This window comes from Nocardioides ginsengisoli (assembly GCF_039537225.1).
Classification (GTDB): Bacteria; Actinomycetota; Actinomycetes; order Propionibacteriales; family Nocardioidaceae; genus Nocardioides; species Nocardioides ginsengisoli.
In genome coordinates this window covers 32,834-54,054 of record NZ_BAABAC010000003.1, presented here as the reverse complement: position 1 = coordinate 54,054, position 21,221 = coordinate 32,834, and the positions used below count along the sequence as shown (strand labels likewise).

At 69.3% G+C, this 21,221-nt stretch carries 23 protein-coding genes; 13 read left to right on the top strand and 10 right to left on the bottom strand.

Annotated features, from left to right (window positions below; genetic code table 11):
* Positions 1–138: 138 nt before the first annotated feature.
* From AB4880_RS00335 to AB4880_RS00320, 4 genes are all read right to left on the bottom strand, one after another.
* The gene (locus AB4880_RS00335; RefSeq protein ID WP_367917199.1) at positions 139–999 is read right to left on the bottom strand and encodes an alpha/beta fold hydrolase; all 861 of its coding nucleotides are present in this window, start codon (positions 997–999) and stop codon (positions 139–141) included.
* A 95-nt stretch (positions 1,000–1,094) separates the two neighbouring features.
* Positions 1,095–1,955 carry an alpha/beta fold hydrolase gene (locus tag AB4880_RS00330; RefSeq protein WP_367917198.1) on the bottom strand — a complete coding sequence of 287 codons (861 nt, stop codon included), beginning with the start codon at positions 1,953–1,955 and terminating at the stop codon, positions 1,095–1,097.
* Positions 1,952–2,944 carry an NADP-dependent oxidoreductase gene (locus AB4880_RS00325; protein ID WP_367917197.1) on the bottom strand — a complete coding sequence of 331 codons (993 nt, stop codon included), beginning with the start codon at positions 2,942–2,944 and terminating at the stop codon, positions 1,952–1,954. Before AB4880_RS00325 ends, AB4880_RS00330 begins: the two co-directional genes overlap by 4 nt.
* On the bottom strand, positions 2,941–3,555 hold the full coding sequence (locus AB4880_RS00320; protein ID WP_367917196.1) for a TetR/AcrR family transcriptional regulator: 615 nt from the start codon (positions 3,553–3,555) through the stop codon (positions 2,941–2,943). The genes AB4880_RS00325 and AB4880_RS00320 overlap by 4 nt, the downstream gene beginning before the upstream one ends.
* Positions 3,556–3,646: 91 nt before the next feature.
* On the opposite strand from AB4880_RS00320, the gene AB4880_RS00315 reads away from it, so the two are divergent.
* From AB4880_RS00315 to AB4880_RS00295, 5 genes are read left to right on the top strand one after another with little or no spacing between them, the layout of a single operon-like run.
* Positions 3,647–4,894, top strand: coding sequence for an NADH:flavin oxidoreductase/NADH oxidase family protein (locus AB4880_RS00315; RefSeq protein ID WP_367917195.1), 1,248 nt, complete (start codon positions 3,647–3,649; stop codon positions 4,892–4,894).
* Positions 4,891–5,793: an SDR family NAD(P)-dependent oxidoreductase gene (locus AB4880_RS00310; RefSeq protein WP_367917194.1), complete on the top strand. Its 903-nt coding sequence runs from the start codon at positions 4,891–4,893 to the stop codon at positions 5,791–5,793. The genes AB4880_RS00315 and AB4880_RS00310 overlap by 4 nt, the downstream gene beginning before the upstream one ends.
* Positions 5,790–6,629 carry an alpha/beta fold hydrolase gene (locus AB4880_RS00305; protein WP_367917193.1) on the top strand — a complete coding sequence of 280 codons (840 nt, stop codon included), beginning with the start codon at positions 5,790–5,792 and terminating at the stop codon, positions 6,627–6,629. Before AB4880_RS00310 ends, AB4880_RS00305 begins: the two co-directional genes overlap by 4 nt.
* Entirely contained in the window at positions 6,629–7,063 is a 435-nt protein-coding gene (locus AB4880_RS00300; RefSeq protein ID WP_367917192.1) for a hypothetical protein, read from the top strand. Before AB4880_RS00305 ends, AB4880_RS00300 begins: the two co-directional genes overlap by 1 nt.
* A gap of 3 nt (positions 7,064–7,066) precedes the next feature.
* Positions 7,067–7,372: a hypothetical protein gene (locus AB4880_RS00295; protein ID WP_367917191.1), complete on the top strand. Its 306-nt coding sequence runs from the start codon at positions 7,067–7,069 to the stop codon at positions 7,370–7,372.
* On the opposite strand, the gene AB4880_RS00290 is transcribed toward AB4880_RS00295, so the two are convergent.
* Positions 7,369–8,061 carry a TetR/AcrR family transcriptional regulator gene (locus AB4880_RS00290; protein ID WP_367917190.1) on the bottom strand — a complete coding sequence of 231 codons (693 nt, stop codon included), beginning with the start codon at positions 8,059–8,061 and terminating at the stop codon, positions 7,369–7,371. The two genes, AB4880_RS00295 and AB4880_RS00290, sit on opposite strands and share 4 nt — an antisense overlap.
* Positions 8,058–9,671: a GMC oxidoreductase gene (locus tag AB4880_RS00285; RefSeq protein ID WP_367917189.1), complete on the bottom strand. Its 1,614-nt coding sequence runs from the start codon at positions 9,669–9,671 to the stop codon at positions 8,058–8,060. The genes AB4880_RS00290 and AB4880_RS00285 overlap by 4 nt, the downstream gene beginning before the upstream one ends.
* Positions 9,672–9,770: 99 nt before the next feature.
* Between AB4880_RS00285 and AB4880_RS00280 the strand changes: the two genes are divergently transcribed.
* From AB4880_RS00280 to AB4880_RS00265, 4 genes are all read left to right on the top strand, one after another.
* Positions 9,771–10,742 (top strand): enoyl-CoA hydratase/isomerase family protein, encoded by a 972-nt coding sequence (locus AB4880_RS00280; RefSeq protein WP_367917188.1) that lies wholly within the window; start codon positions 9,771–9,773, stop codon positions 10,740–10,742.
* The gene (locus tag AB4880_RS00275) at positions 10,739–11,656 is read left to right on the top strand and encodes an alpha/beta hydrolase (protein WP_367917187.1); all 918 of its coding nucleotides are present in this window, start codon (positions 10,739–10,741) and stop codon (positions 11,654–11,656) included. Before AB4880_RS00280 ends, AB4880_RS00275 begins: the two co-directional genes overlap by 4 nt.
* Entirely contained in the window at positions 11,553–13,112 is a 1,560-nt protein-coding gene (locus AB4880_RS00270; protein ID WP_367917186.1) for a class I adenylate-forming enzyme family protein, read from the top strand. Before AB4880_RS00275 ends, AB4880_RS00270 begins: the two co-directional genes overlap by 104 nt.
* Positions 13,113–14,196: 1,084 nt before the next feature.
* Positions 14,197–14,730, top strand: coding sequence for a DUF5994 family protein (locus tag AB4880_RS00265; RefSeq protein WP_367917185.1), 534 nt, complete (start codon positions 14,197–14,199; stop codon positions 14,728–14,730).
* A 65-nt stretch (positions 14,731–14,795) separates the two neighbouring features.
* Here AB4880_RS00265 and AB4880_RS00260 read toward each other — a convergent pair whose 3' ends face one another.
* Both AB4880_RS00260 and AB4880_RS00255 read right to left on the bottom strand, forming a co-directional pair.
* A complete protein-coding gene (locus AB4880_RS00260) occupies positions 14,796–15,158 on the bottom strand; it encodes a lipopolysaccharide assembly protein LapA domain-containing protein (protein WP_367917184.1) in 363 nt (120 codons plus the stop codon).
* Between the two features lie 148 nt (positions 15,159–15,306).
* Positions 15,307–16,173, bottom strand: coding sequence for a LuxR C-terminal-related transcriptional regulator (locus AB4880_RS00255; RefSeq protein WP_367917183.1), 867 nt, complete (start codon positions 16,171–16,173; stop codon positions 15,307–15,309).
* 336 nt (positions 16,174–16,509) lie between these two features.
* Here AB4880_RS00255 and AB4880_RS00250 point away from each other — a divergent pair, with 336 nt between their 5' ends.
* Together AB4880_RS00250 and AB4880_RS00245 are read left to right on the top strand one after the other, a co-directional pair.
* Complete coding sequence (locus AB4880_RS00250) at positions 16,510–17,043, top strand: DUF5994 family protein (protein WP_367917182.1); 534 nt, start codon at positions 16,510–16,512, stop codon at positions 17,041–17,043.
* A gap of 3 nt (positions 17,044–17,046) precedes the next feature.
* Positions 17,047–17,292, top strand: a complete 246-nt coding sequence (locus AB4880_RS00245; RefSeq protein ID WP_367917181.1) for a hypothetical protein — start codon at positions 17,047–17,049, stop codon at positions 17,290–17,292.
* A 154-nt stretch (positions 17,293–17,446) separates the two neighbouring features.
* On the opposite strand, the gene AB4880_RS00240 is transcribed toward AB4880_RS00245, so the two are convergent.
* Entirely contained in the window at positions 17,447–18,184 is a 738-nt protein-coding gene (locus AB4880_RS00240) for a GAF and ANTAR domain-containing protein (RefSeq protein ID WP_367917180.1), read from the bottom strand.
* Positions 18,185–18,219: 35 nt separating this feature from the next.
* A complete protein-coding gene (locus tag AB4880_RS00235) occupies positions 18,220–18,948 on the bottom strand; it encodes an ANTAR domain-containing protein (protein ID WP_367917179.1) in 729 nt (242 codons plus the stop codon).
* A gap of 127 nt (positions 18,949–19,075) precedes the next feature.
* On the opposite strand from AB4880_RS00235, the gene AB4880_RS00230 reads away from it, so the two are divergent.
* Together AB4880_RS00230 and AB4880_RS00225 are read left to right on the top strand one after the other, a co-directional pair.
* The gene (locus tag AB4880_RS00230; RefSeq protein ID WP_343052560.1) at positions 19,076–20,098 is read left to right on the top strand and encodes a fatty acid desaturase family protein; all 1,023 of its coding nucleotides are present in this window, start codon (positions 19,076–19,078) and stop codon (positions 20,096–20,098) included.
* Positions 20,095–20,598 carry a DUF5994 family protein gene (locus tag AB4880_RS00225; protein ID WP_367917178.1) on the top strand — a complete coding sequence of 168 codons (504 nt, stop codon included), beginning with the start codon at positions 20,095–20,097 and terminating at the stop codon, positions 20,596–20,598. The genes AB4880_RS00230 and AB4880_RS00225 overlap by 4 nt, the downstream gene beginning before the upstream one ends.
* Positions 20,599–21,221: the final 623 nt, after the last annotated feature.

Sequence of the window (21,221 nt, the reverse complement as noted above, 5' to 3'; positions counted from 1 at the left end):
CAACCGACCCCGATCCGCGGCGACCGGCACAGCTCGAAATCCGGGAGAAGGCCTGCGCCTCTCTACTCGCCTGGTGGATGGGGCGCCTCAGTTCCGCCGTTCGTTGTCCAGCGGCGTGGGGCTGGCTGCCTTGGGCCTTCAGGGGGCGAGGAACTCGGCAGCGACGGGCGCGAACTGCTCGTGGAACTGGAAGATGCCGCCGTGTCCGGAGTTCGGGTAGATGATCAGTTCGCTGCCCTTGATGCGGTGATGGAGGTCCTCGGACAGGACGGTGGGGACCATGCGGTCGTGGTCGCCGTTGGCGATCAGCGTGGGCTGGGTGAAGGTCGAGAGGTCGGAGGGTGCGGAGCGGCCGAACCTCTGGATCGCCTTGAGCTGGGTGCGCAGCGCCTTGAGGGTGATGTCCTTGTCGCGGTCGATGGTGCGCTCCTGGAGCCGCCGGACGAACGCCTTCCCGGCGGCCTTCCCGGTCGCGTCGCGGTTGAAGAAGAGGAACTCCTTCGGGTCCGAACGCGTCAGGGTCGCGCGGAGGATGTCCCAATAGGTCACGCCGACAACCTTGTCCATGTCCTTGCCGCCGCGCGGCCCGGTGCCGGTCAGGACAAGCCGGCGGACCAGGTCGGGGTGCTTGACGATCAGGTCCTGGGCGATCATGCCGCCCATCGAGAACGAGAAGACGTCGATCTGCTCGAACCCTAGAGCGGTGATGAACTCGTAGGCGTGGTCGGCTGCCTCCTCGAGGGTGGCTGGCACCTGACCGGTCGAGGCACCGACGCCACGCTGGTCGAAGGTGATGACGTGCCGGTTCTTGGCGATGGGGTCGACGATGCGGGGGTCCCAGTTGTCGAGGGTCGCAGCGAGGTGGACGAAGAAGACGACGGGAATGCCGCGCTTCGGGCCGAGCTCGCGGTAGGCGTAGGTCACGTCGCCGGCGATGACGGTGCGCGCGGGAGCCTGGGCGTACGACGTGATGACGGGTTCGTTGTTGGTGGCGCTCATGACGGTTCCCCAATGGTCGGTGCAAGGTCGGTGCGGATGCGGTGCCGCCAGGCGGCCCAAAGGGGTGGCGCGGCGAGCTCGAGCGGAACCTGCGCTCAGCGCAGGAAGCCCAGGACTTCCGGTACGAAACGGTCGTGGTGCTGGAAGACGCCGCCGTGCCCGGCGTCCGGATAGATGACGAGGCGCGCGTTCGGGATCCGGTGCGCCAGCTCGAAGGACCCGCGGGTCGCGAGCATGCGGTCGTCCTCCCCGTTGGCGACCAGGGTCGGCTGGCCGATCAGCGCGAGGTCCATCGGGCTGCGGGCGCCCCACCGCGCGATGGCGAGCAGCTGGCGGGCGGCTGCCCGCAGCGAGGTCCGGTTCACGCGGTCACTGGTCCGCTCGCCGATGCGTGCCATGTAGTCGACGGCCGCTGCGCGTCCGGTCCTGGTCCGGGTGAAGAACAGCAGCGGCTTCGGGTCACTCCGGGTGAGGAGGCCTTGGCCCGAGTCTGTGAGCAGGCGGCGGTTGAACTGGCCGACGCCCTTGAACCCTGCTGGTCCGGTGCCGGCCAGGACCAGCCTGCGCACCAAGCGCGGCTCCCGGCTCGCGATGACCTGGGCGACGAAGCCGCCCAGGGAGAATCCGAGCAGGTCGACCTCGGTCCAGCGGAACGCGTGGATGAAGGCGAGTGCGTCGTCCGCCATCGCCTCGACCGTCGTCGGCACGCGGCCCCGGGTGCCGCCGACCCCACGGTTGTCGAAGACGACGACGGGGCGCTCCGCGGCGATGCCGTCCAGGACCCGGGGATCCCAGTCGTCGATGGTGGCGGTGAAGTGGTGGAGCAGCACGAGCGGAACGCCGTCGCGGGGACCGAGCTCGCGGTACGCGAACCGGGCGCCGGCAGCCTCGACGTGACGGGTGGGCGCGGTGACCGAGGTGGTCCCGGGTGCGGTCGACGCGCCGGTCGCCGTCATCGGGTCACCACGATCTTGCCGGAGGCTTTGCCCTGCTCGACGTAGGCCATCGCGTCGGGGGTCCGGTCGAACGGGAACGTGCGGTCGAGGACGGGGCGGAGGGTGCCGGCGTCGTAGAGGGCAGCGAGCGAGGCGAGCTGGGCACCGCTGGCCCGCATGAAGAAGAAGGAGTAGCGCACGCCGAGCTTCCGCGCACGGCGGCGGACCTTGCGGCTCAACAGCGCCATGACCGGCTTGAGGAGCGGCTGTCCGAGCTGGGTGGCGAAAGCGGGGTCGGGCGGGCCGACGACGCTGATGGCGAGGCCGCCCGGCTTGAGGATTGTCAGGGACTTCTCGAGGCTGGCGGCTCCGAGCGAGTCGAGGACCACGTCGTACCCGGACACGACCTGCGTGAAGTCATCGCGGGTGTAGTCGATGACCTCGTCGGCGCCGAGAGCGCGCACCCGGGCGATGTCGTTGGTGTGGGCCGTGGTGGCGACGTGCGCGCCGAGGTGCTTGGCGACCTGGACCACGGTCGAGCCGAGTCCGCCGGCACCGGCGTGGACGAGGACCTTGTGCCCGGGCTGGACGTCGGCGACGTCGACGAGTGCCTGCCAGGCGGCGAGGGCGACCAGCGGGACGGCCGCGGCCTCCTCGAACGACAGGGAGCTCGGCTTGAGCGCCACGTCGTCGGCGTCGATGGCGAGCTGCTCGGCGAAGGCGCCGATGCGCAGGTCCCGGGGCCGCGCGTAGACCTCGTCCCCGACCTCGAGGCCGCGGACGTCGGCGCCGACCTTCGTGATCACACCGGACAGGTCGTGGCCCAGGACGAAGGGCTGCTTGTACTTGAGGAGCTGCTTGAACTCGCCGTTGCGGACCATCATGTCGAGCGGGTTGATGCTGGCGGCCCGGATGTCGACGAGCACGTCGCGCGGCCCGACGCTCGGCGCCGGGACGTCGGCAGCCTTGAGTCCGTCAGGGCCGTAGTGGGTGACGACGAAGGCCTTCATTCGGACTCCTGACGGTTCGTGTGGACGGGAGGACGGGGAGCGGTGGCCAGGGCCACCGCATTCGCGTACGCCGCCGCGAGCATGCGGTCGGACAGGTCGGGGTCGGTGACCGCGCGGGCCGCCTGGAGGGATCCGACGAGCAGCGAGAAGAGCCCGATCGCGCGCTGCTCGGTCTGTTCCGGGTCTCCGTTGTCGAGGTGACGTGCGATGGCCTGGATCATCGCGGTCGCGCCCGCGGTGTAGGCCTCACGGACTGCCACGTCGCACCGCCCGACCTCGTCCAGGAGGGCCGCCGAGGGGCAGCCGCCGGCGAGGTCGTCGCGATGTGCGGGGGAGAGGTAGTACTGCAGGTACTGCTCGACCGAGGCGAGTCCGGCCGGCAGGGAGTTCACGACGGCGACCTGGGCCTCGAGCTGCTGCGCCACGACCGCGGCGACCAGGTCGTCCTTCGAGGAGAAGTGGCCGTAGAAGGCGCCGTTGGTCAGGCCGGCGTCAGCGACCAGGGTCGCGATGCCGGAGCCGTCGATGCCGTCGCTCTTGAACCGGCGCCCGGCCGTCTCGATCATGCGACGCCGGGTCGCCTCCTTGTGCTCCGGGGCGTAGCGCGCCATGGGGTCAATCTCCTCTCGGGGGCTTGCGGGAATCTTAGCATTACGATCATACTATTACGACCGTACTGCAATCCCGAAATCTGGAGTCGCCATGGCCTCGCTCGCTGATCCGCTCGACCTTCCGTCCGGCGTACGCCTGCCCAACCGCATCGTGAAGGCGGCGATGAGCGAGGCCCTGGGCGACGCTGACAACTCGCCCGACAACCGGATCGTCACCCTCTACCGCCGCTGGGCGCAGGGCGGCTACGGACTGCTCGTCACCGGGAACATCATGGTCGACCGGGGGCACCTGGGGGAGCCGGGCAACATCGTGATCGAGGACCGTCGCGCCCTGCCGCAGCTGACGGCGTGGGCCAAGGCCGCGCACGACGGGGGCGCGCTGATCCTCGCGCAGCTGAACCACCCCGGCCGCCAGTCCAACCTGCTCGACGTCGGCCACCGCCCCGTGGCGCCGAGCGCCGTCCCGCTGGCGATGCCCGGTGCCGCCACGCCGCGCGAGCTGACTGCGGCCGGGATCGAGGACATCATCGAGCGCTTCGCGACCGCCGCCGCGGTCTGCGAAGAGGCCGGGTTCGACGGCATCGAGCTGCACGCGGCCCACGGCTACCTGATCACCCAGTTCCTCTCGCCCCTCACGAACCTGCGCTCCGACGAGTGGGGAGGTACCCCGGAACGGCGGATGCGGTTCCTGATCGAGGTCGTGCGCCGCGTGCGCGCCCGGGTCAGCCCGGGCTTCGCGGTCGCCGTGAAGCTGAACTCCGCCGACTTCCAGCGCGGCGGCTTCACCGAGGACGACTCGCGCGCGGTCGTCGCTGCACTCGCCGACGAGGCCGTGGACCTGATCGAGGTCAGCGGCGGCAGCTACGAGGCCCCGGCCATGGGCGGCTCCGAGGCCTCCTCCACCCGCGAGCGGGAGGCCTACTTCCTCGACTACGCGCGATCGGTGCGTCGCGAGGCGGGATCGATCCCGATCGCGGTGACCGGCGGATTCCGCAGCCGCGCCGCGATGGAGGCGGCGCTGGACGGCGGCGACTGCGACCTCGTGGGCATGGCCCGGCCGACCGTCACCACCACCGACGCCGCGGCGAGCATCCTCGACGGGCGCAGCAGCGTGCTGACGACGCACGAGATCCGGGCCGGGATGCGCCCGATCCTCGGCCGGATCACCGACCTGAAGGCGCTCGACGGCTTCCTGAACATCAGCTGGAACACCGACCAGCTGCACCGGCTGGCCCGAGGGCAGGAGCCGGACCTGGCCCGTGGCGCCCTGCGCACCGCCCTTGCCATGGTGCGCCGCAACGGCCGCGTCTCGTTCGCCCCGCGCCGGGGCCTCAAGTGAGCCGCGCGTCCTACGACCTCGCGGGCAGGGTCGTCCTCATCACCGGCGGGAACGGCGGGATCGGAGCCGCGACGGCCCGTACCCTGCTCCGGCGCGGCGCCCGCGTGGTGATCGCCGACATCGACGCGGCGACGCCCGGTCGTGCGACGGACCTGCACCCGACCGACGCCCTGGGATGCGTCGCCGACGTCCGTGAGCCCGCCACCCTCGAAGCCGCCGTTGCTCGCGCGGTCGACCACTTCGGGCGTCTGGACGTCGTGATTGCCAACGCCGGACTTCTCGCGAAGGCGGCCACCCTGCGCAACACACCCACCGCGGACATCGAGGCCACCTTGGCGGTGAACGTCACGGGCGTTGCCAACACGGTGACCGCGGCGCTGCCGCAGGTGATCGCGCAGCAGGGGCAGGTCGTGCTGATCAGCTCGGTCTTCGCCTTCCTCAACGGCATGGGCACGATCCCGTACGCCATGAGCAAGGCGGCCGTCGAGCAGCTCGGACGCGGCCTGCGCATCGAGCTCGCCGACCATGGCGTCTCCGTCCTGACGGCGTACTTCTCCCTCGTCCAGACCGACATGATCGCCCGCGGCGTCGACGAGGACCCGGTCGTCATGGAGCTGCTCGGCGCGCTGCCCAAGGCGATGCTCAAGCGCATCACCCCGGAGCAGGCCGCAGCCGGCATCGCCGACGGACTCGAGAGCCGCGCGGTGCGGGTCATCCGCCCGAACCTGTGGGGCCCGGTCTCCTCCCTGCGCGGCGTCCTCAACCCGACGCTCGACACCCGCTTCAGCCGCGACCGCCGCATCCTCGACGTCCTCGCCCGACTCGACGCCCGCCCCGTGGGCGCCGCACCGGCACCCGCTCCCGCGTCCGCAGCACCCTCACGGAGGAAGAAGTCATGACCACCGCCTGGAAGAACACCCCGACCAAGACGATCGACGTCGGCGGCACCTCGTTCGCCTACCGCGAGCTGGGCGAGCCCGGCGGCGTACCGGTCGTGTTTCTGCACCACCTGACCGCCGTCCTCGACGACTGGGACCCGCGCGTGCTGGACGGGGTCGCGGCGAAGCACCACGTGATCGCGTTCGACAACCGCGGCGTCGGGGGCACGGGCGGCCGGGTGCCGACCGACGTGTCCCAGATGGGCGCTGACGCCATCGCCTTCATCCGTGCACTGGGCTACGACAAGGTCGACCTGATCGGCTTCTCGCTCGGCGGCGGAGTGGCGCAGATGGTCGCGCTCCAGGCCCCCGACCTCGTCCGCCGCATGGTCCTCGCCGGCACCGGCCCGCGAGGCGGCGGCGGCATCTGGAAGATGCCGTTCATCGTCGGAGGCGCCTACGCCAAGGCGTTCGTGAGCAGGAAGGATCCGCGCCACTTCCTCTTCTTCCCCCGCACCGCGGAAGGCAAGAAGGCGGCCAACGCCTACTTCGCGCGGCTCGCGGAGCGTACGTCGGACCTGGACATCCCGATCTCGAGGCAGGCCGGCATCGCACAGGTGCGCGCCATCACCAGCGCGGGACTGCACCGCGCCGACGACCTGTCGCAGATCAAGGTCCCGGTCCTGGTCGCCAACGGCGACAACGACCTGATGGTGTCCAGCGAGCACTCCAGGGACATGGCTGCCCGGCTTCCCGACTCCCGTCTCCGGATCTACCCGGCCTCGGGCCACGGCGGCGTGTTCCAGTACCACCACGAGTTCGTTCCCGAGGTCCTCGACTTCCTCGGTGCGAAGTGATGGGCGGACCGGACTTCGTCACCATCGACGCCTTCGGGCGACCGCCGGGCGGCCGGCTGCGGTGGCGACGTGACGTGGCCCGCGCGATCGGCAAGGGCGTCGACGGGCTGCGCGGCGGGTCGGTGAACTACGCCAACAACGGCACCCACGCCCTCGTGCCCAGCCTCGTGCCGGGCGGGTGTGCGCTCGTGGCGGCCTGGGAGTCGGCCGACGCGGCGGAGGCCGCGTTCGCTGGCCCGCTGCGCGGAGCGATCGACGGTCCGGGACGGTTCAGCATGGACGGCGAGATCGTGCGGGTGCGGATCGACTCGGAGTCCGAGCGCGACGACTGGCACGGCTGGCGGCCCAGCGCCGAGGGGGCCGATCCGCTCGCGGTGGACGAGCCCATGGTCGCGATCGTGCACGGCATCCTGCGCCGCGGGCGGCTCCTCTAGTTCGTGCGCAACAACGCGCACGCAGCGAGCAGGGCGGCCCACCACCCTGGGCATCGCGGCAGCATCGACATCTCGTCCCAGCTACCGTACGAGCACACCTCGATCAGCCTCTGGAAGACCTACGGCCTGGCGCAGGACTTCGCCTACAAGAAGGGCGGGCACGCCAGCGCCATGACCCATGCGTTGAAGCAGAAGACCCATCGCGTCGGCGTCTTCCTCCAGGCCCGGCCGCTGGCCTGCACCGGCACGCTCGGGACCGACCGGCCGCCGTACCCCCAGTTGCCGGAGGCGCGACGAGGGGGCCTCTAGACCCAGGCGCGCCGCAGGGCGGTCTCGTGCGATGCGAGGGCGGCGGCGCGGTCGGCCCCGAGCCCGACGCAGAAGGTGACGCCCATCGGGACCAGTACCTGCCGGACGGGGTCGGCGAACTCGGCGAAGTGCTGGGACAGCTCGAGCGCGATGTAGCCGTGGACGTAGCTCCAGAGTGCGCCGGCCGCCGCCCTCGGGTCCTCGACGGCGAGTCCGCCGACGGTGCCCAGCCGTGTGGCGGCCTCGACGACATGCGCGTACGCGGTGTTGAAGGCCGGGGAGTGGCCGGCGCGACGCTCGCCCTTCGCAGACGTGGGCCGGTACGTGGCGCGGGTCGAGAGGCCGAACATGGCGTCGTAAAGGTGTGGGTTCGCCCGCGCGTAGGACAGCGTGATGAGGGCCATCGTGAACAGGTCGGCCACGGGGTCCTCGCTCGCCCCTACCTCCGCGAACGCTTGCCCCAACTGGTCGAAGCCGTGATCCTCCACCGCGCTGAGCAGTTCGGGGACGCCTCCGAAGTAGTTGTAGACGACCATGCTCGACATGCCGGCCCGTGCAGCCACTGCCCGGGCCTTGATAGCCGAAGGCCCTTCCTCGGCGAGCATGGCGACGGCTGCGGCGATGAGTCGATCAGGGATGCCGTTCGCCGGGCCGTCGGTCACCGTGGAATCTCTCGCCATGGTCGTCATCGTCCCAAACCGGCTGCAGGGACGTGGGCCATGGCGTGCTCAGCCAGCGCGGTGATCGTCAGCGCGGGGTTGACGCCGGGATTGGCCGGGAGGGCGGCTGCGTCGCAGACGACCATGTTCTCGTAACCGAAGACGCGGAGTCGGTCGTCCACGACGCCTGTGTCGGGACTCGCGCCGATCACCGCTCCACCGAGCACGTGGGCGGTCATCGGTCGGTTCCCGAGTGCCTCGAACACGCTGCTCTGGGCGATGCCCCCGGTGCGCTCGGCCAGCCACCGTGCGACCTGGTGCCCTGTGTCGATGTACGTCGGGGCGGGGCGTGCGTCGTCACGGCCGGTGGTGAGCCGGTATCCGCTCCCCAGGACCCGCTTCCTCGCCGTGAACCGGATCGCGTTGTCCCGTGGCTGCATCACGAGCATCATCAGGGTCCGTGCGCTCCAGCCCGAGCGCATCGTCGCCAGCCAGCGCCGGGGGTGCCGCAGCACGGTGCCGAGCCAGTGCAGCAGGCGGCGTACGGGAGGGCCCTCGCCGACCAGGACAGTGAACATCAGCCGCATGAAGTCGCCGCGCGGACCATAGGTGAGGAACTCGATCTGGGTGTCGCCGTCGACGACCACTCGACTGCTCGCGGTCACGTCGCGCCACGTGCCGACGTCCTCGGGGAGAAGGACCGACAGCACGGCCTCGCTGTTGGTGCGGACGAGGTGACCCAGACGGTCGCTCACGGCGGGCAGGGACCCGCGGTGCTTGCAGTCCGCGAGGAGAGCGTTGGTGCCCACGGCGCCGCCGGCGAACACGACGCCACGCGTCGTGATGCTGGTGCGCCCTCGTCGCCACCCGGCACCGGGGCGGCGAGTCGAGACCCGGTAGCCGTCGCCGCCGTCCGCGGCCCCGAGCGGGGTCACGTCGACGACCTCGCGCTCGGCGAGGATCCGGGCGCCGTGCCTCTGGGCGAACCAGAGGTAGTTCTTGGTGAGCCGATTGGCGGCACCGGTACGGCAACCGGTCATGCACTGGCCGCACCGGGTGCATCCGGTGCGGTCCGGCCCTTCGCCGCCGAAGTACGGGTCCGGCACCGTGACACCCGGCTCGCCGAAGAAGACCGCCACCGGCGCCGGCGAGAAGGAGCCGCCGAACCGGTTCGCGACCTCGCGCGTCAGACCGCTGGTCACCGACTCCCAGGGCGTCCGGCTCGCCCCGAGCATCCGCTCCGCCGTCCGGTAGTGGGGTTCGAGGTGCTCCTGCCATGGGGCGAGCTCCGTCCACTGGGAATGACGGAAGAAGGCCTCGTGGGGGCGGAAGAGGACGCCGCCGTACACCAGGCTGCCGCCGCCGACCCCGGTCTGGGCGGAGCTGAAGACGTGTCGGAACAGGACGTTGCGCATGATCCCGCGCAGTCCCAGTGTCGGCGCCCAGACGAATCGGCGACGGTCCGAGGCCGACGTGGGCAGCTCGTCGTCGGCGTACGCCCGTCCGCGCTCGATCACCGCCACCCGGTGGCCCTTCTCGGCCAGGCGCAGGGCTGCGACGCTCCCGCCGAAGCCGGATCCGACGACGACCCAGTCGTAGTCCGTCTCGTGGCCGAGCGGGGGATGGGTGGCATTGCTCACGGCGTCTCCTCGAGGGGTTGTCGTCTCAGGATAACTTCGTTATCGTCATGGGACAAGCGGCGCCGCGCCGCCGTAGCAGACCCGCAACGGAGGCCGGTCATGGCACAAGAAGTACGAGGCAACCTCGCGATCGACGACCGCGGCGCGGTGCTGGTCGCCCGCATCGACGGCGGTCCGCTGGGGCTGTTCGGCAACGACATCGCCGAGCAGCTCGACGCCCTGGTCGACCGGGCCGACCGCGATCCCGCGGTCCAGGCCGTGGTCTTCACCGGAACCCATCCGGAACGGTTCGTCTCCCACGCCGAGGTGCGCTGGCTGCAGGAGGGCGGAGCGACCGTTCCGTCCGTCGGTGTGCGTGGTGCCTCAGCCCTGGCCCACACCGCGCGCGGGGTCAACCGGGTCGGCGGCATGAAGGCCGCGCTCGGCAGGACGCCGCTGTGGCCGGCCGTCCAGCTCGAGCGGGTGCACCAGACCTTCCTCAAGATGAACCGCAGCGGGGTCATCTTCATCGCCGCCCTCAACGGCTCCGCACTCGGCCTCGGTGCCGAGTTCTGCTGGGCCAACGACCTGCGGGTCATGGCCGATGGTGACTTCGTCATCGGCCAGCCCGAGGTGCTGCTCGGGATCATGCCGGGCGGTGGTGGCAGCCAGCGGTTGCCGCGCCTCGTCGGCAACCACCAGGGACTGCTGGCGATCCTGTCCGGTGAGCCGTTCACCCCGGCCCAGGCGCTGGAGATCGGCGCCGTGGACGACGTCGTGGCGCCCGATCGCGTGGTCGACCGGGCGATCGAGCTCGCCGAGCACCTCGGGTCGCGCCCCAAGTCGTCGAGGGCGGCGATCAAGCGATCGGTCTACTTCGGGGGGTCGGCGAGCCTGGAGGAGGGGTTGCACATCGAGCGCTCCGAGTTCCTCGCCACTGCGCTCTCCGACATCGGCCAGGAGCTGATGCTCGACTACATGGCCAACACCGAGGCCTCCGGGGAACTGCCGCTGTACCAGCCTGGCGTCTACGAGCAGGTCCTCGAGACGGGCACCACCCGCGGTGCCGGAGCGAAGGGAGCGGTCGCATGACCGGACGGAACGGCCGCGACGTCACTCGCCACGACATCACCTTCGACTCCGACGGAGACACCTGCGCGGCCTGGCTCTTCCTGCCCGACGGTGTCGAGCGCCCCCCGGTGGTGATCCTGGGCCACGGCCTGGGCGCCACCCGCGAGATGCGCCTGGACGCCTTCGCCGAGCGCTTCGCACGGGCCGGGATCGCCGCGATCGCCTTCACCTACCGCCACTTCGGTGACTCCACCGGCCAGCCGCGTCAGCTGCTCTCCATCAAGCGGCAGCTGGCCGACTGGGACGCCGCCATCGCGCACGCCAAGACCCGCAGTGACGTCGACGGCAGCCGTATCGCGGTGTGGGGCAGCTCCTTCGGGGGCGGACACGCGATCATCGTCGCCTCGCGCCACCCCGAGCTGCGCGCCGCCGTCTCGCAGTGCCCGTTCACCGATGGCCTCGCCTCCGCCCGCGCGCTGGGGCCCGTCGGCAGCATGCGGCTGCTCCCGGCCGTCGGGGCCGACGTCTGGTCGGCTCTCCGCGGCAAGGAGCCCCGACTGCTGACGTTGGCAGGTGCGCCCGGGGAGAAGGCGCTCATGACCGCGCCGGACGCCCTGCCCGGCTACCTGGCCCTCGTTCCCGAAGGCACGACCTTCGTCAACGAGGTCGCTGCGCGCGTTGCGCCGACCATCACCTGGCACCGGCCCGGGAAGGCGGCGAGGAAGGTCAAGGTGCCGATCCTCTTCTGTGTCTGCGACCACGACTCCGTCACGCCGGCCGAGGAGACCCTTGCCTACGCCCGGACGGCGCCGAAGGGCGAGATCAGGAGCTATGACGCCGGTCACTTCGACATCTACCTCGGTGAGCCGTTCGAGGAGATCGTCGAAGACCAGACCGCGTTCCTCGCCCGGCACCTCGGCATCTCCAAGGACTAGACGCATGCACTTCGCACGCCTTCCCGACATCCGCGCCGTCCAGGACCCGCACGGTCCCGCCGTCGCCGACGGCAGCACCCACCTGGCCAACGCGGACCTGCTCGCGGCCGTCCACGCGGCGGCCGAGCACCTCTCCGAGCTCGGCGTCGGCAGTGGCGACGTGGTCGCCCTCAAGCTCACCAACCGCCTCGAATTCGTTGTCCTCCTCTTCGCGGCCTGGCGCCTGGGGGCCGCGGTGACCCCGATCAATCCCGCCGCCACCGAGACCGAGACCGCACACCAGGTCAGCGACTCGGGGGCGGGTCTGGTCGTCGTCGAGGACGATGCCGTCTCCGCGCCGGGCGCGCCGACGCTCTCGGTCGACCAGGTGCGCCGAACGTCCACCCGGGAGCCGGTGGAGGCGCAGCATGATCCAGCGGCGCTGGCCCTGCTGATCTACACTTCCGGCACCTCCGGCGTCCCCAAGGGGGTGATGCTCGACCACGCCAACCTCGATGCCATGACCCACATGGGCGAGCAGGCCTACGAGGTGACGCATGCCGACCGGTGCCTGCTGATCCTGCCGCTCTTCCACGTGAACGGCATCGTGGTCAGCATCTTGATGACCCTCCGTGCCGGCGCGAGCGTGGTGGTGGCTGAGCGGTTCAACCCGGCGACCTTCTTCGACGTGCTCGAGCGCGAGCGTCCGACGTTCTTCTCCGCGGTCCCGACCATCTACAACATGCTCGCCGCGCTCCCCGACGCCGTACGTCCCGACACGTCCTCGGTGCGGTTCGCCCTGTGCGGTGCGGCACCCGCCTCCGCGGACCTGCTGGCCAGGTTCGAGCGACGTTTCGGGTTCCCGCTGGTCGAGGCCTACGGCCTCTCGGAGGGCACCTGCGGCACCACCACGAATCCGATCGACGGCGTCCGCAAGGCCGGGTCTGTCGGGGTTCCGTTCCCGGGTCAGGAAGTTCGGATCCTCGACCCGTACGGGAACGCGCTCGGTCACGGAGAGATCGGTGAGATCGCCGTGCGTGGCTCCAATGTGATGCGGGGGTACCTCGGCCGCCCGGAGGACACGGCCAACACCATCGTGGATGGCTGGCTCAGGACAGGCGACGTCGGACGGCTCGACGATGACGGCTACTTGACGTTGGTCGGACGGTCGAAGGAGATGATCATCCGAGGCGGGGAGAACATCTACCCCAAAGAGATCGAGGACGTCCTCAGCGGAGATCCTGCCGTTCTCGAGGCCGCTGTTGTTGGCGTGCTCGACGAGAAGTGGGGCGAGGTCGTGGTTGCGTTCGTCGAAGCTCGCTCCGGTGCGACGGTTGACGCGGACGCGCTCAAGGCCCGCTGCAGGGAACGACTCAGTGGGTACAAGCGGCCGACGGCCATTCACATTCTCGAGTCGCTACCGAAGAACGCGGTCGGCAAGCTCGACAAGAAGGCGTTGGTCGACGAGCTGGCGTGAACGGGTGGCTCGCGCTGACCCGAGCACGCAGATCACGGCGACCGCCACGGCCGAGAATGACCGATGGCCCCAGGGGGAGACCCGGGGCCATCTCGTCATCGAATATGAGTAATTCATCAGTTTACGACCTAAAGGTCGTAACTCTGACTGACCGACCCATGCTGACCTGCGCAAACTTGTAGAGATGGCCCGTTGTTCGTACCGGAGTCGTAACAGGCTACCGGTTCTCTGGACGTGCAGGCCGCCCGCCGAAACGCTGCGAACGCAGCACCAGCCGCGACCTCGGCCTATGACGCGCAAGAGAGCGGAGCATTGTCTCTTGGGAGCGACGAACAGTCCCCGGGGCCTTGACGATGCTGTGCCTGCGACGGCGGGCCGGGAAGGGCCGAGCGAGGACGCGGCGCTGCTGCGCCTGACCTGTTCTTGCCGAGCGGCACGAACCAGTCGGGGCGGACGCAGCTCAACGAGACGCGCCGGATCTACTGCGAGCGCCAGGTGCTGACCGGGCCCTTCGCGTCGTCATTGACCGCAGAAGAGGGCCAGGCCGCCGTCCGGATCCGTGCCCGAGCCGCGACTCAGGCCCCGACCTCGGCAGCGCGAGGCCAGACGCTGCAAACGCGTCCAGGACGTCGGCCTCGACGCCATCCTTTGAGCGGATCGCCGCCAAGACCGGAACCAGGACATCGACACCGTCGTCGATCGCGACAACCGACACTTCCGTCTGCCAGCGACCATCTTCGGCGGGCACGTCGACCGGTAGGTCCGCCTACCATCGAGGTGCGCGCAACGCTCATGCCGGCACCTGTGTCACCTTCGGCAGTGATGAGCGACCTGACGACCGGTGCCGAGAGGCGGGCATGAAACCGAACATTGCAGAGCAGTAGAAGGAGCGAGCCCAAGCGGTCTACGTAAACTCCGGTGGGACTCGCCAGGCCTTCGTTCTGCCGCAATGATTCCACCGACCAACATCATGTTAGGTTGCGAGATCGTCCACGCGTGTGCGACCCGAGGTGGACCGGAGTAACGTGGTGGAGTCCGGGGCCTGGCCGGGATAGGCAGAGTCTCCCTGGACCGGGAGGGCGTGATGATTGCATCTGATCCATCCGAGCCGGCGTTCCGGCGGACTGCGAGGGTTCCCTTGCGGATCCTGCTCGACAATGGGTTTCCGTCGGGTCCGCTCGACGGCGCGTGGTGGCCTCAGTCGCGAGACCTCCAGGTCGAGTGTGCTGACTTGGTCGACCACCTCCCCGGCTTGGTCGGTCTGCCTTCCCGACTGCTCTTCTCCCGGCCGGACTGGGACGCCGTCGCGGAGGGTGCTTCGGAGCGCATGATCACGGCGAGCCATGGCACCGTCGCAGTTGGCGCGTTTCCCACCGACGATACGCATCTGCTGATCGTCGTGACGTCCTCGGGGGAGCGTCTTCATCTGCTCGTGATTCCCAGCGGGACGGAGATCGATGTCGCTGAGGATCTGATGCGTCGAGCCGCTGACGAGCGGAACGTGAGTTCGGCAAGTGTTCTCCTCGAGGCGGCGCGTAGCCACTTCGATGGCGTTGTGCCCTTCGAGGTGGGTGTGTGGGAAGACGACGGCGGCGCTGGGGAGCGTGATCTCTCCTAGCCTCGGCGGGTCCCGATCTCCGGTGGCACGGTAGCCGTTTGCCGGGGGACTTGCGAATGCCACGTTCAGTCGCGCTCCACCTTGTCGCGTCTGTTTCGGCGGAGCTTGAGACGCAGCTGGGTGATGCGACCGATCCCGACGACAGCCACTACGGCGCCTCCGCCGACGGCTGCGATCAGCATGGCGAGCCCGAGAGGGATCTGCCCGTCGGTGCCAAGGAACCGAACGTCGACGTCCGTCGAGTTCTGGAGCATGAAGATGATCAGCAGTAGGAGGAGTACGAGCGCGATGCCGACGGCGACCCAGGCAGCGCTGAGGCGGGTGGTGCGGAGCCGTCGTGGCCTGGCCGCCGGCGGGGGCTCGGGGTGCGTTGGGTTCCCGGTGGGTGGGGTCCGGTCGCTGCTCGGTGGCATGGGTCCGGTGGTCAAGGTCGGTCCTGTCCTAGGGGCTTCCTCATCCGGTTCACCAGGGCACCTGCTCGCTCGGATCGCCCGGTTCGTTCACTGGCGATCGAGATCCAACCGGTGGCGATGATCGCGGTCCACAGGAGGGCTCCGAGGATCCATAGCCAGGTGGTCATGCCGGCAACGCCCGCGATGGGTTCCGGGGTGAGCTGGGTGGGCGCCAGGCTGCCCGGTGAGCGGCGCCGACGGCTGCGATCTGTGATCGCAACTCGAGTTTGCTCAGGATCGACTTGACCTGGGTCCGCACCGTCGCGACCGCGACGACGTTCGTGCGGGCGATGTCTTGGACCGGGTCGCCGTTCATCAGTGCGCCGAGGATCTCCGTCTCGCATCGGGTTAGCCGGTCCAGTCGGGCTCGTATGGCCTGCGACTCGTCCCGGTCGGCGCGTGCTATCTCGATCAAGGTGGCGCGCTGTTCTCGGCTCATCAGGGGCAGACCGTCACGGACTCGTCGGGCGGTGTCCACCAGCTCCTTCAGCGAGCACGTTTTGTGCAGGACGTCCTTGGCGCCTAGGTGTATCGCAGCCCCCCATCGGGCCCGGTCGGTGGTGTCGGTCAGGAGCACCACTGTCGCCCCGGATGCAGTCAGTGGGGCGACGAGTCGGAGTCCGTCGCCCACCGGCCCCAGGCGATGCTCGAGTAGTACGAGCCGTCCAGCGCTACGTAGTGCGGCGGCCAGCACGGCGGCCAGCGACGCGTGCTGCTCACCAGGGTCGATCACCGTGACGATGAAGCCCTCGGGGTCCAGTGCCATCGCGAGAGAGTCAGCGAAGAGAACGTGATGGTCGATGACGGTGATCCGCACAGGTCGCCGGTTGTGGCCGTGCCGCACTGCCTCCGCGGTCGTCGCGCCGTGTCGCAGTGCGTGAGGGGGCGGAACGCGTTCTGGTTGTTGTGGGGATCGACCAGTTGTCGTCGGCGTTGGCTCCGACAGCTCCGACAGCTCCGACAGCTCCGACAGCTCCGACAGCTCGGACATGTGATTCCCCCTGGCGTTCCAACACGAAGAAACTCGCGGGGTCCAGGCGGGTCTGTATCGACCTTCATATCACCTCAGTTCACGGTGCGCTAGGAGCTCGCGGAGCGTCGGGTTCAAGGCAGGGTCTGTACGGCGGGTGCGGAACTGGGTCGTGCCATCGCGATCAGGGACGGTGAGAAGTATCTACCCGACGGGCACTCCCGAGCAGCCGGAGGCGCGGCCTGCCAGTCTGGGCTCTGGCCGCTCGACCGCGCGGTTGGTCAGTCAGGCGTAGAGTGGTGGTGACTGCCCAGTTCCGGACCCTACCGGCGTGGAGCAGTCCGAGAGGCGGACGTCATGACGACGTCGAACAATCCCGTCCATGCTTCCTCGCCCGCGCGTGGTTCGTTGCGACTCCGGATGGTGGAGCGCCCCGGACGAGACCGTGTGGATGGCGGATGGTGGCCTCGTAGCCACGACCTGGTGGTCGAGTTGACCGATCTGGTCGACCACTTCCCGGCGCGGTTCGGCAAGGTGGGGTGGGTCTCGGTGTCGCGCCCGGATTGGGCCGTGGCACCGACGCGTGTCGCTGTCGCCGATGGCTATGTGAAGGTGGGTTGGCTTCCTCAAGCCGACGATCACGTCGTGAGGCTCAAGACAGCAGAGCGAGCCGTGTTCTACCTGCTCGTGGTCCCGCCCGACTTCACCGATGACCAGGGCGCGGAAGCTCTGCTGGCCGCGTCGACGCACGGAAACAAGCATTGCGCTGCGGACATTCTTGACCATGTCACAGAACATCCCGATGTCGATCCTGCTGATCGTTGGATCGACAACGGCACGACATGGTGGGGGCCCCACGCCGTGGCACAGTCATTCCGGTTAGGAAGGTAGCCCGTGTCCTACCTGATGCTTTACGGGAGCGGCTGGACCCAGCGGTGGAGGATCGCCGCGGGTATGGAGGACGACGTCCGGTCGCAGATCTCCCAGGTCGGCAACGAGACGACCGGAGTGCTCAAGGTCCTCGATCCTGGCTCGGACAACGACGCAACACTGGTGGTGTCGTGGGCCCGGGTCGCGGCGGCCGTCGTCCTCGACACGGCAGCCGAGGAGACGAGGAGCTCGACTGGGCAGTACGCGTGAGGTGTGATCGATCGGTGCCGGGCGTAGTGATCCGGTGTAGACACTGGATGCGGTGATGAGCCGCGACGTTGCGGGAGGAGAGAACCGCTTTTGACGAGCTGCCCCCGATGAGCTGTCTCAGATGGGTTGCTGTTTCGATCAGGTTCGCGCCGCGTCAGGAGCGGCGTAGGTGCTCCACGCTCAAGGTGCGGGTCACGACCTGGCGGGCGACGTCCTTGACCGGGTGGTTGTTGCGGCGGCTGTAGTCGCGCATCAACCGGAATGCTTGGTCGACGTCGATCTCGGCGCTTGCCATGAGCACTCCCTTGGCCTGCTCGATCAGGACCCTGTTGTCGAGTGCGGTCTGGAGTTGCTCGGCGATCAGCCCGGACTGGCGGACGGCGCGCTCCTGGAGGAGCCCGATGGTCGCGATGTCAGCGAGCGCTTGGCCCATGGCGACGTCGTCCTCGCTCAGGTGGGAGTCGGCCGCGCAGAACAGGTTCATCGCACCGACCACGGAATCGCGTAGGCGCAGGGGGATCGCGTGGGCTGACGCGAAGCCGACCTCGGCGAGGGCTGTGCTGAACCGCGGCCACCGCTCCCGGGACTCGCCGCCGCCCACGTTGACGACCGGACGCGCGCTCTGGAGGCAGTCGAGGCACGGGCCCTCGTCGTTTTGCAGTTCGAGTAGCTCGAGGAGCTGGGCCCGGTCGCTCGTGGAGGCGACCACGTGCAGGACGCCGCGGGCGTCGGCCAGGATCACGCCGGCGGCATCGGCATTGAGCAACTCGACGCTCCGCTCGGTCAGGGTGGAGAGGAAGTCAAGCGTGTCGAACTCGTCGACGAGGGTGTCGGCGAGCTCGACGAAGACCTGCGCCAGCCTTTGCTCACTTGTCATGGTCTTCGCCTCCACTGTCGCGGACCAGGGCCTGGCGGGCCGTGTCTGTGTCAATCATCTTCGCTCTCCTCTGGGTGGATGCGCAGCCGTCCCGCGAGGACGTCGCGGGCAACGTCGAGCAGCGAGCGGTCTGCGGCGAAGGCGTGGGCGCGCAGGAGAAGCAGTGCCTCGGTCATGCCGACCGAGGCTTTGACGGAGAGGAAGCCCGTCGCTTGGTGGATCTCGGCGCGGTGGGCCACCGGAGCACCGAGGTCGGGGTGCAGGGCGTCGCGGATGAGATCGACGGACGGGATCCGGTCCTGCAGATGGAGGAGCACGACGACGGCAGCGCCCCCGTAGGCCTGTGCGGCCGTCTGCTGCTGTACGTCGAGTGCACCGGGGGCGGAGCGGTACATGCTCAGGCTGCCGAGCCGGACCCCGCCGACGCTGAGCGGGACCGCGGTGACGGCGCTGATCCCAGCAGCCAGCGCGGCCGGGGCGAAAGCCGGCCAGCGCAGCAGCACCCCGTCACCGAGGTCGTCGCTGCCGACCGTGCGGTCGTAGCGCGAGGCGTCCAGGCTCGGCCCCTCGCCAAGATCGAACTGGATCTCCTCAAGACGGGAGGCGACGGCGCCCGACGTGCCAATGACCGCCTGTTGACCGGCCGCGTTCGTGAGAGTCATCCCCACACCGGCCAGCCTGAGTGACTGTGCGCAGTCGATGCACAGCTGGTCGGTCAATGGCTTTCCGTCGCGGTGCCGCGCTCTGATGGCAGCGAGGATCTGCGTCGTCGTCGTCACGTCGTGCTCACCCCTCTGCCCTTAGGAATGCAGGGGTAGCCTCGACGAATAAGGCCACCTCGGACCCCGGCGGCGCGATCTGCGACATCCGGGAGTAGTCATGTCGACCAGTGATCCTCGAGGCGCGGTGCTCCGCAGCGACTACGGCGAGTTGGTGCGGGAGATCCGGCGACGGGGACTCCTCCACCCTAGACCTGCCTTCTACGCCCGACTCGGCGCCCTCGCCCTGGCGGCGCTCGCCGTCCTGGTGCTGGTCCTCTTCCTGCTGCGCGACTCGTGGTGGGCTCTCCTGCTCGCGCCCGCGTTCGGTGTCGTCTCGGCACAGATCGCCTTCCTCTCCCACGACGCCGCCCATCGCCAGATCGTCCGCGGCCGCCGGCTCACGACGGCGCTTTGCCTGACATTCGGCAACCTCCTCAACGGCCTCAGCTACGGATGGTGGACTGCCAAGCACGACGCGCACCATGCGCACCCCAACGACCTGGAGTCCGATCCGGACGTCGCCGCCGGCGTGTTCGTCTTCGGCGCGGACCAGGCGGGCGAACGCCGCGGTGGGCCAGCCTGGATGACCCGGCACCAGGCCGCCCTGTTCTTCCCGTTGCTCACGCTCGAGGGGTTCAACCTGCGGGCCGAGGGCGTGCGCGCGCTGCTGCGCCCCGGCATAGCGCACCGATCGGCCGAGGGCCTGTTGCTGTTCGGCCACCTTGTGCTCTACCTGGCGCTCGTGGTCAGCGCCCTGACCTGGCTCCAGGCGATCGTGTTCGTGGTCGTCCACCAGGCGGTGCTCGGCGTCTACCTCGGCTGCTCGTTCGCCCCGTCTCACAAGGGAATGCCGGTGCCCACGGCGGAGGAAGCCGCGGACCCGCTGCTGCGCCAGGTGATCTGTTCGCGCAACATCCGTGGCGGCCCCTTCGTCGACCTGGCACTCGGTGGGCTCAACCTCCAGATCGAGCATCACCTGTTTCCTAGCATGCCGCGCCCCAACCTCAGGCTCGCCCGGCCGGTCGTGCGTCAGCACTGCCAGGCGCGAGGGATCCCCTATGCCGAGACGACCCTGCTCGCGTCGTACCGGCTGGCGCTGGGGCACCTCCACCAGGTTGGACTGGCCGCACCTGGAGCGTCAGCACCACGAGAGAAGGCAACCCCATGACCACCACCGACCGAGTTCCGCTGAGGATCTCGCTCAACCCCAGCTCATCGACCCGGCGTCTCGACGGGGCCTGGTGGGCCCAGTCGCGCGACCTCCAGGTCGAGTGCGCCGACCTGATCGACAACTTCCCGAGCAACATCGGCCGCCCGGCGCGCCTGCTGTTCTCCCGGCCCGACTGGGACGCCGAGCCCGACCGACCGTCCACCCGCCGGATCAAGGCTCAGCGCGGTTTCGTCAAGGTCGGCTCGTTCCCCGAGGACGACACCCACCTGGTGACCGTCATTCTTTCCTCGCGCGAGCGACTCGAACTGCTCGTGATCCCCAGCAGCACACACACCGCGACCGCACGGACCCTGATGGACGCGGCCACCGACGAACGCAACCTCCTCTCGGCCGCCGACCTGCTCGTCGCCGCGAGGGCCGGTCCCTCCAACAGGGGAGCGGAGTCTGAGGAAGCGACATGGGAGAACGAGGGCGACACCCGCCCTCAAGTGACTTGACCGGGGCCCGGGTGCGCCGAGGCGAGGACTGACGCAAGGTCGTCCTTGGCGCCGACTCGAACGCGGCACGAGCTACCCCCTCCGGGCGAACACGCCCGAACCCGGCCCGGTGGAGGAGCTTGCCGGCGCATACACGCCGCGTCTCCTCGGCTATCCCGAGCAGATCGGCACCCAGCAGGCCGCTGTCCTGCACTCCGGGCGGAGGCAGCTTGGGCCGGCACGGCGGGGACCCTCGGGACCCTCGCCCTGCTCACTCCCACGTCGGTCTGGGTGTCCCAGGACGTCAGGATCGCGAGCGTCCTGAACGCTCGTCGGGATGATCCTCGTCCCGGGCTCCACGGGTCTTCTCCGCGGCGCTCGACAACCTGAGTGCCGCCATCGATGCGGGTCTCGGTGATCTCGGTTCGCGGCCCAGACCCAGGTGGCCGTGAGGACGCGACACCGCTCGTCGTGGCCGCGGCGAACAGGGGAGCCGGAGCGACGGGGGTCCAGTCGGCGCCGTCTCGGTGACCTGCTCCTCGAGATGACGATGGCCCCGGGGAGTCCGGGGCCATCGTTGATCGAATATGAGTAATTCGATCAATTTACGACCTAAATGTCGTAATAGAGCTCGAACACCCTAA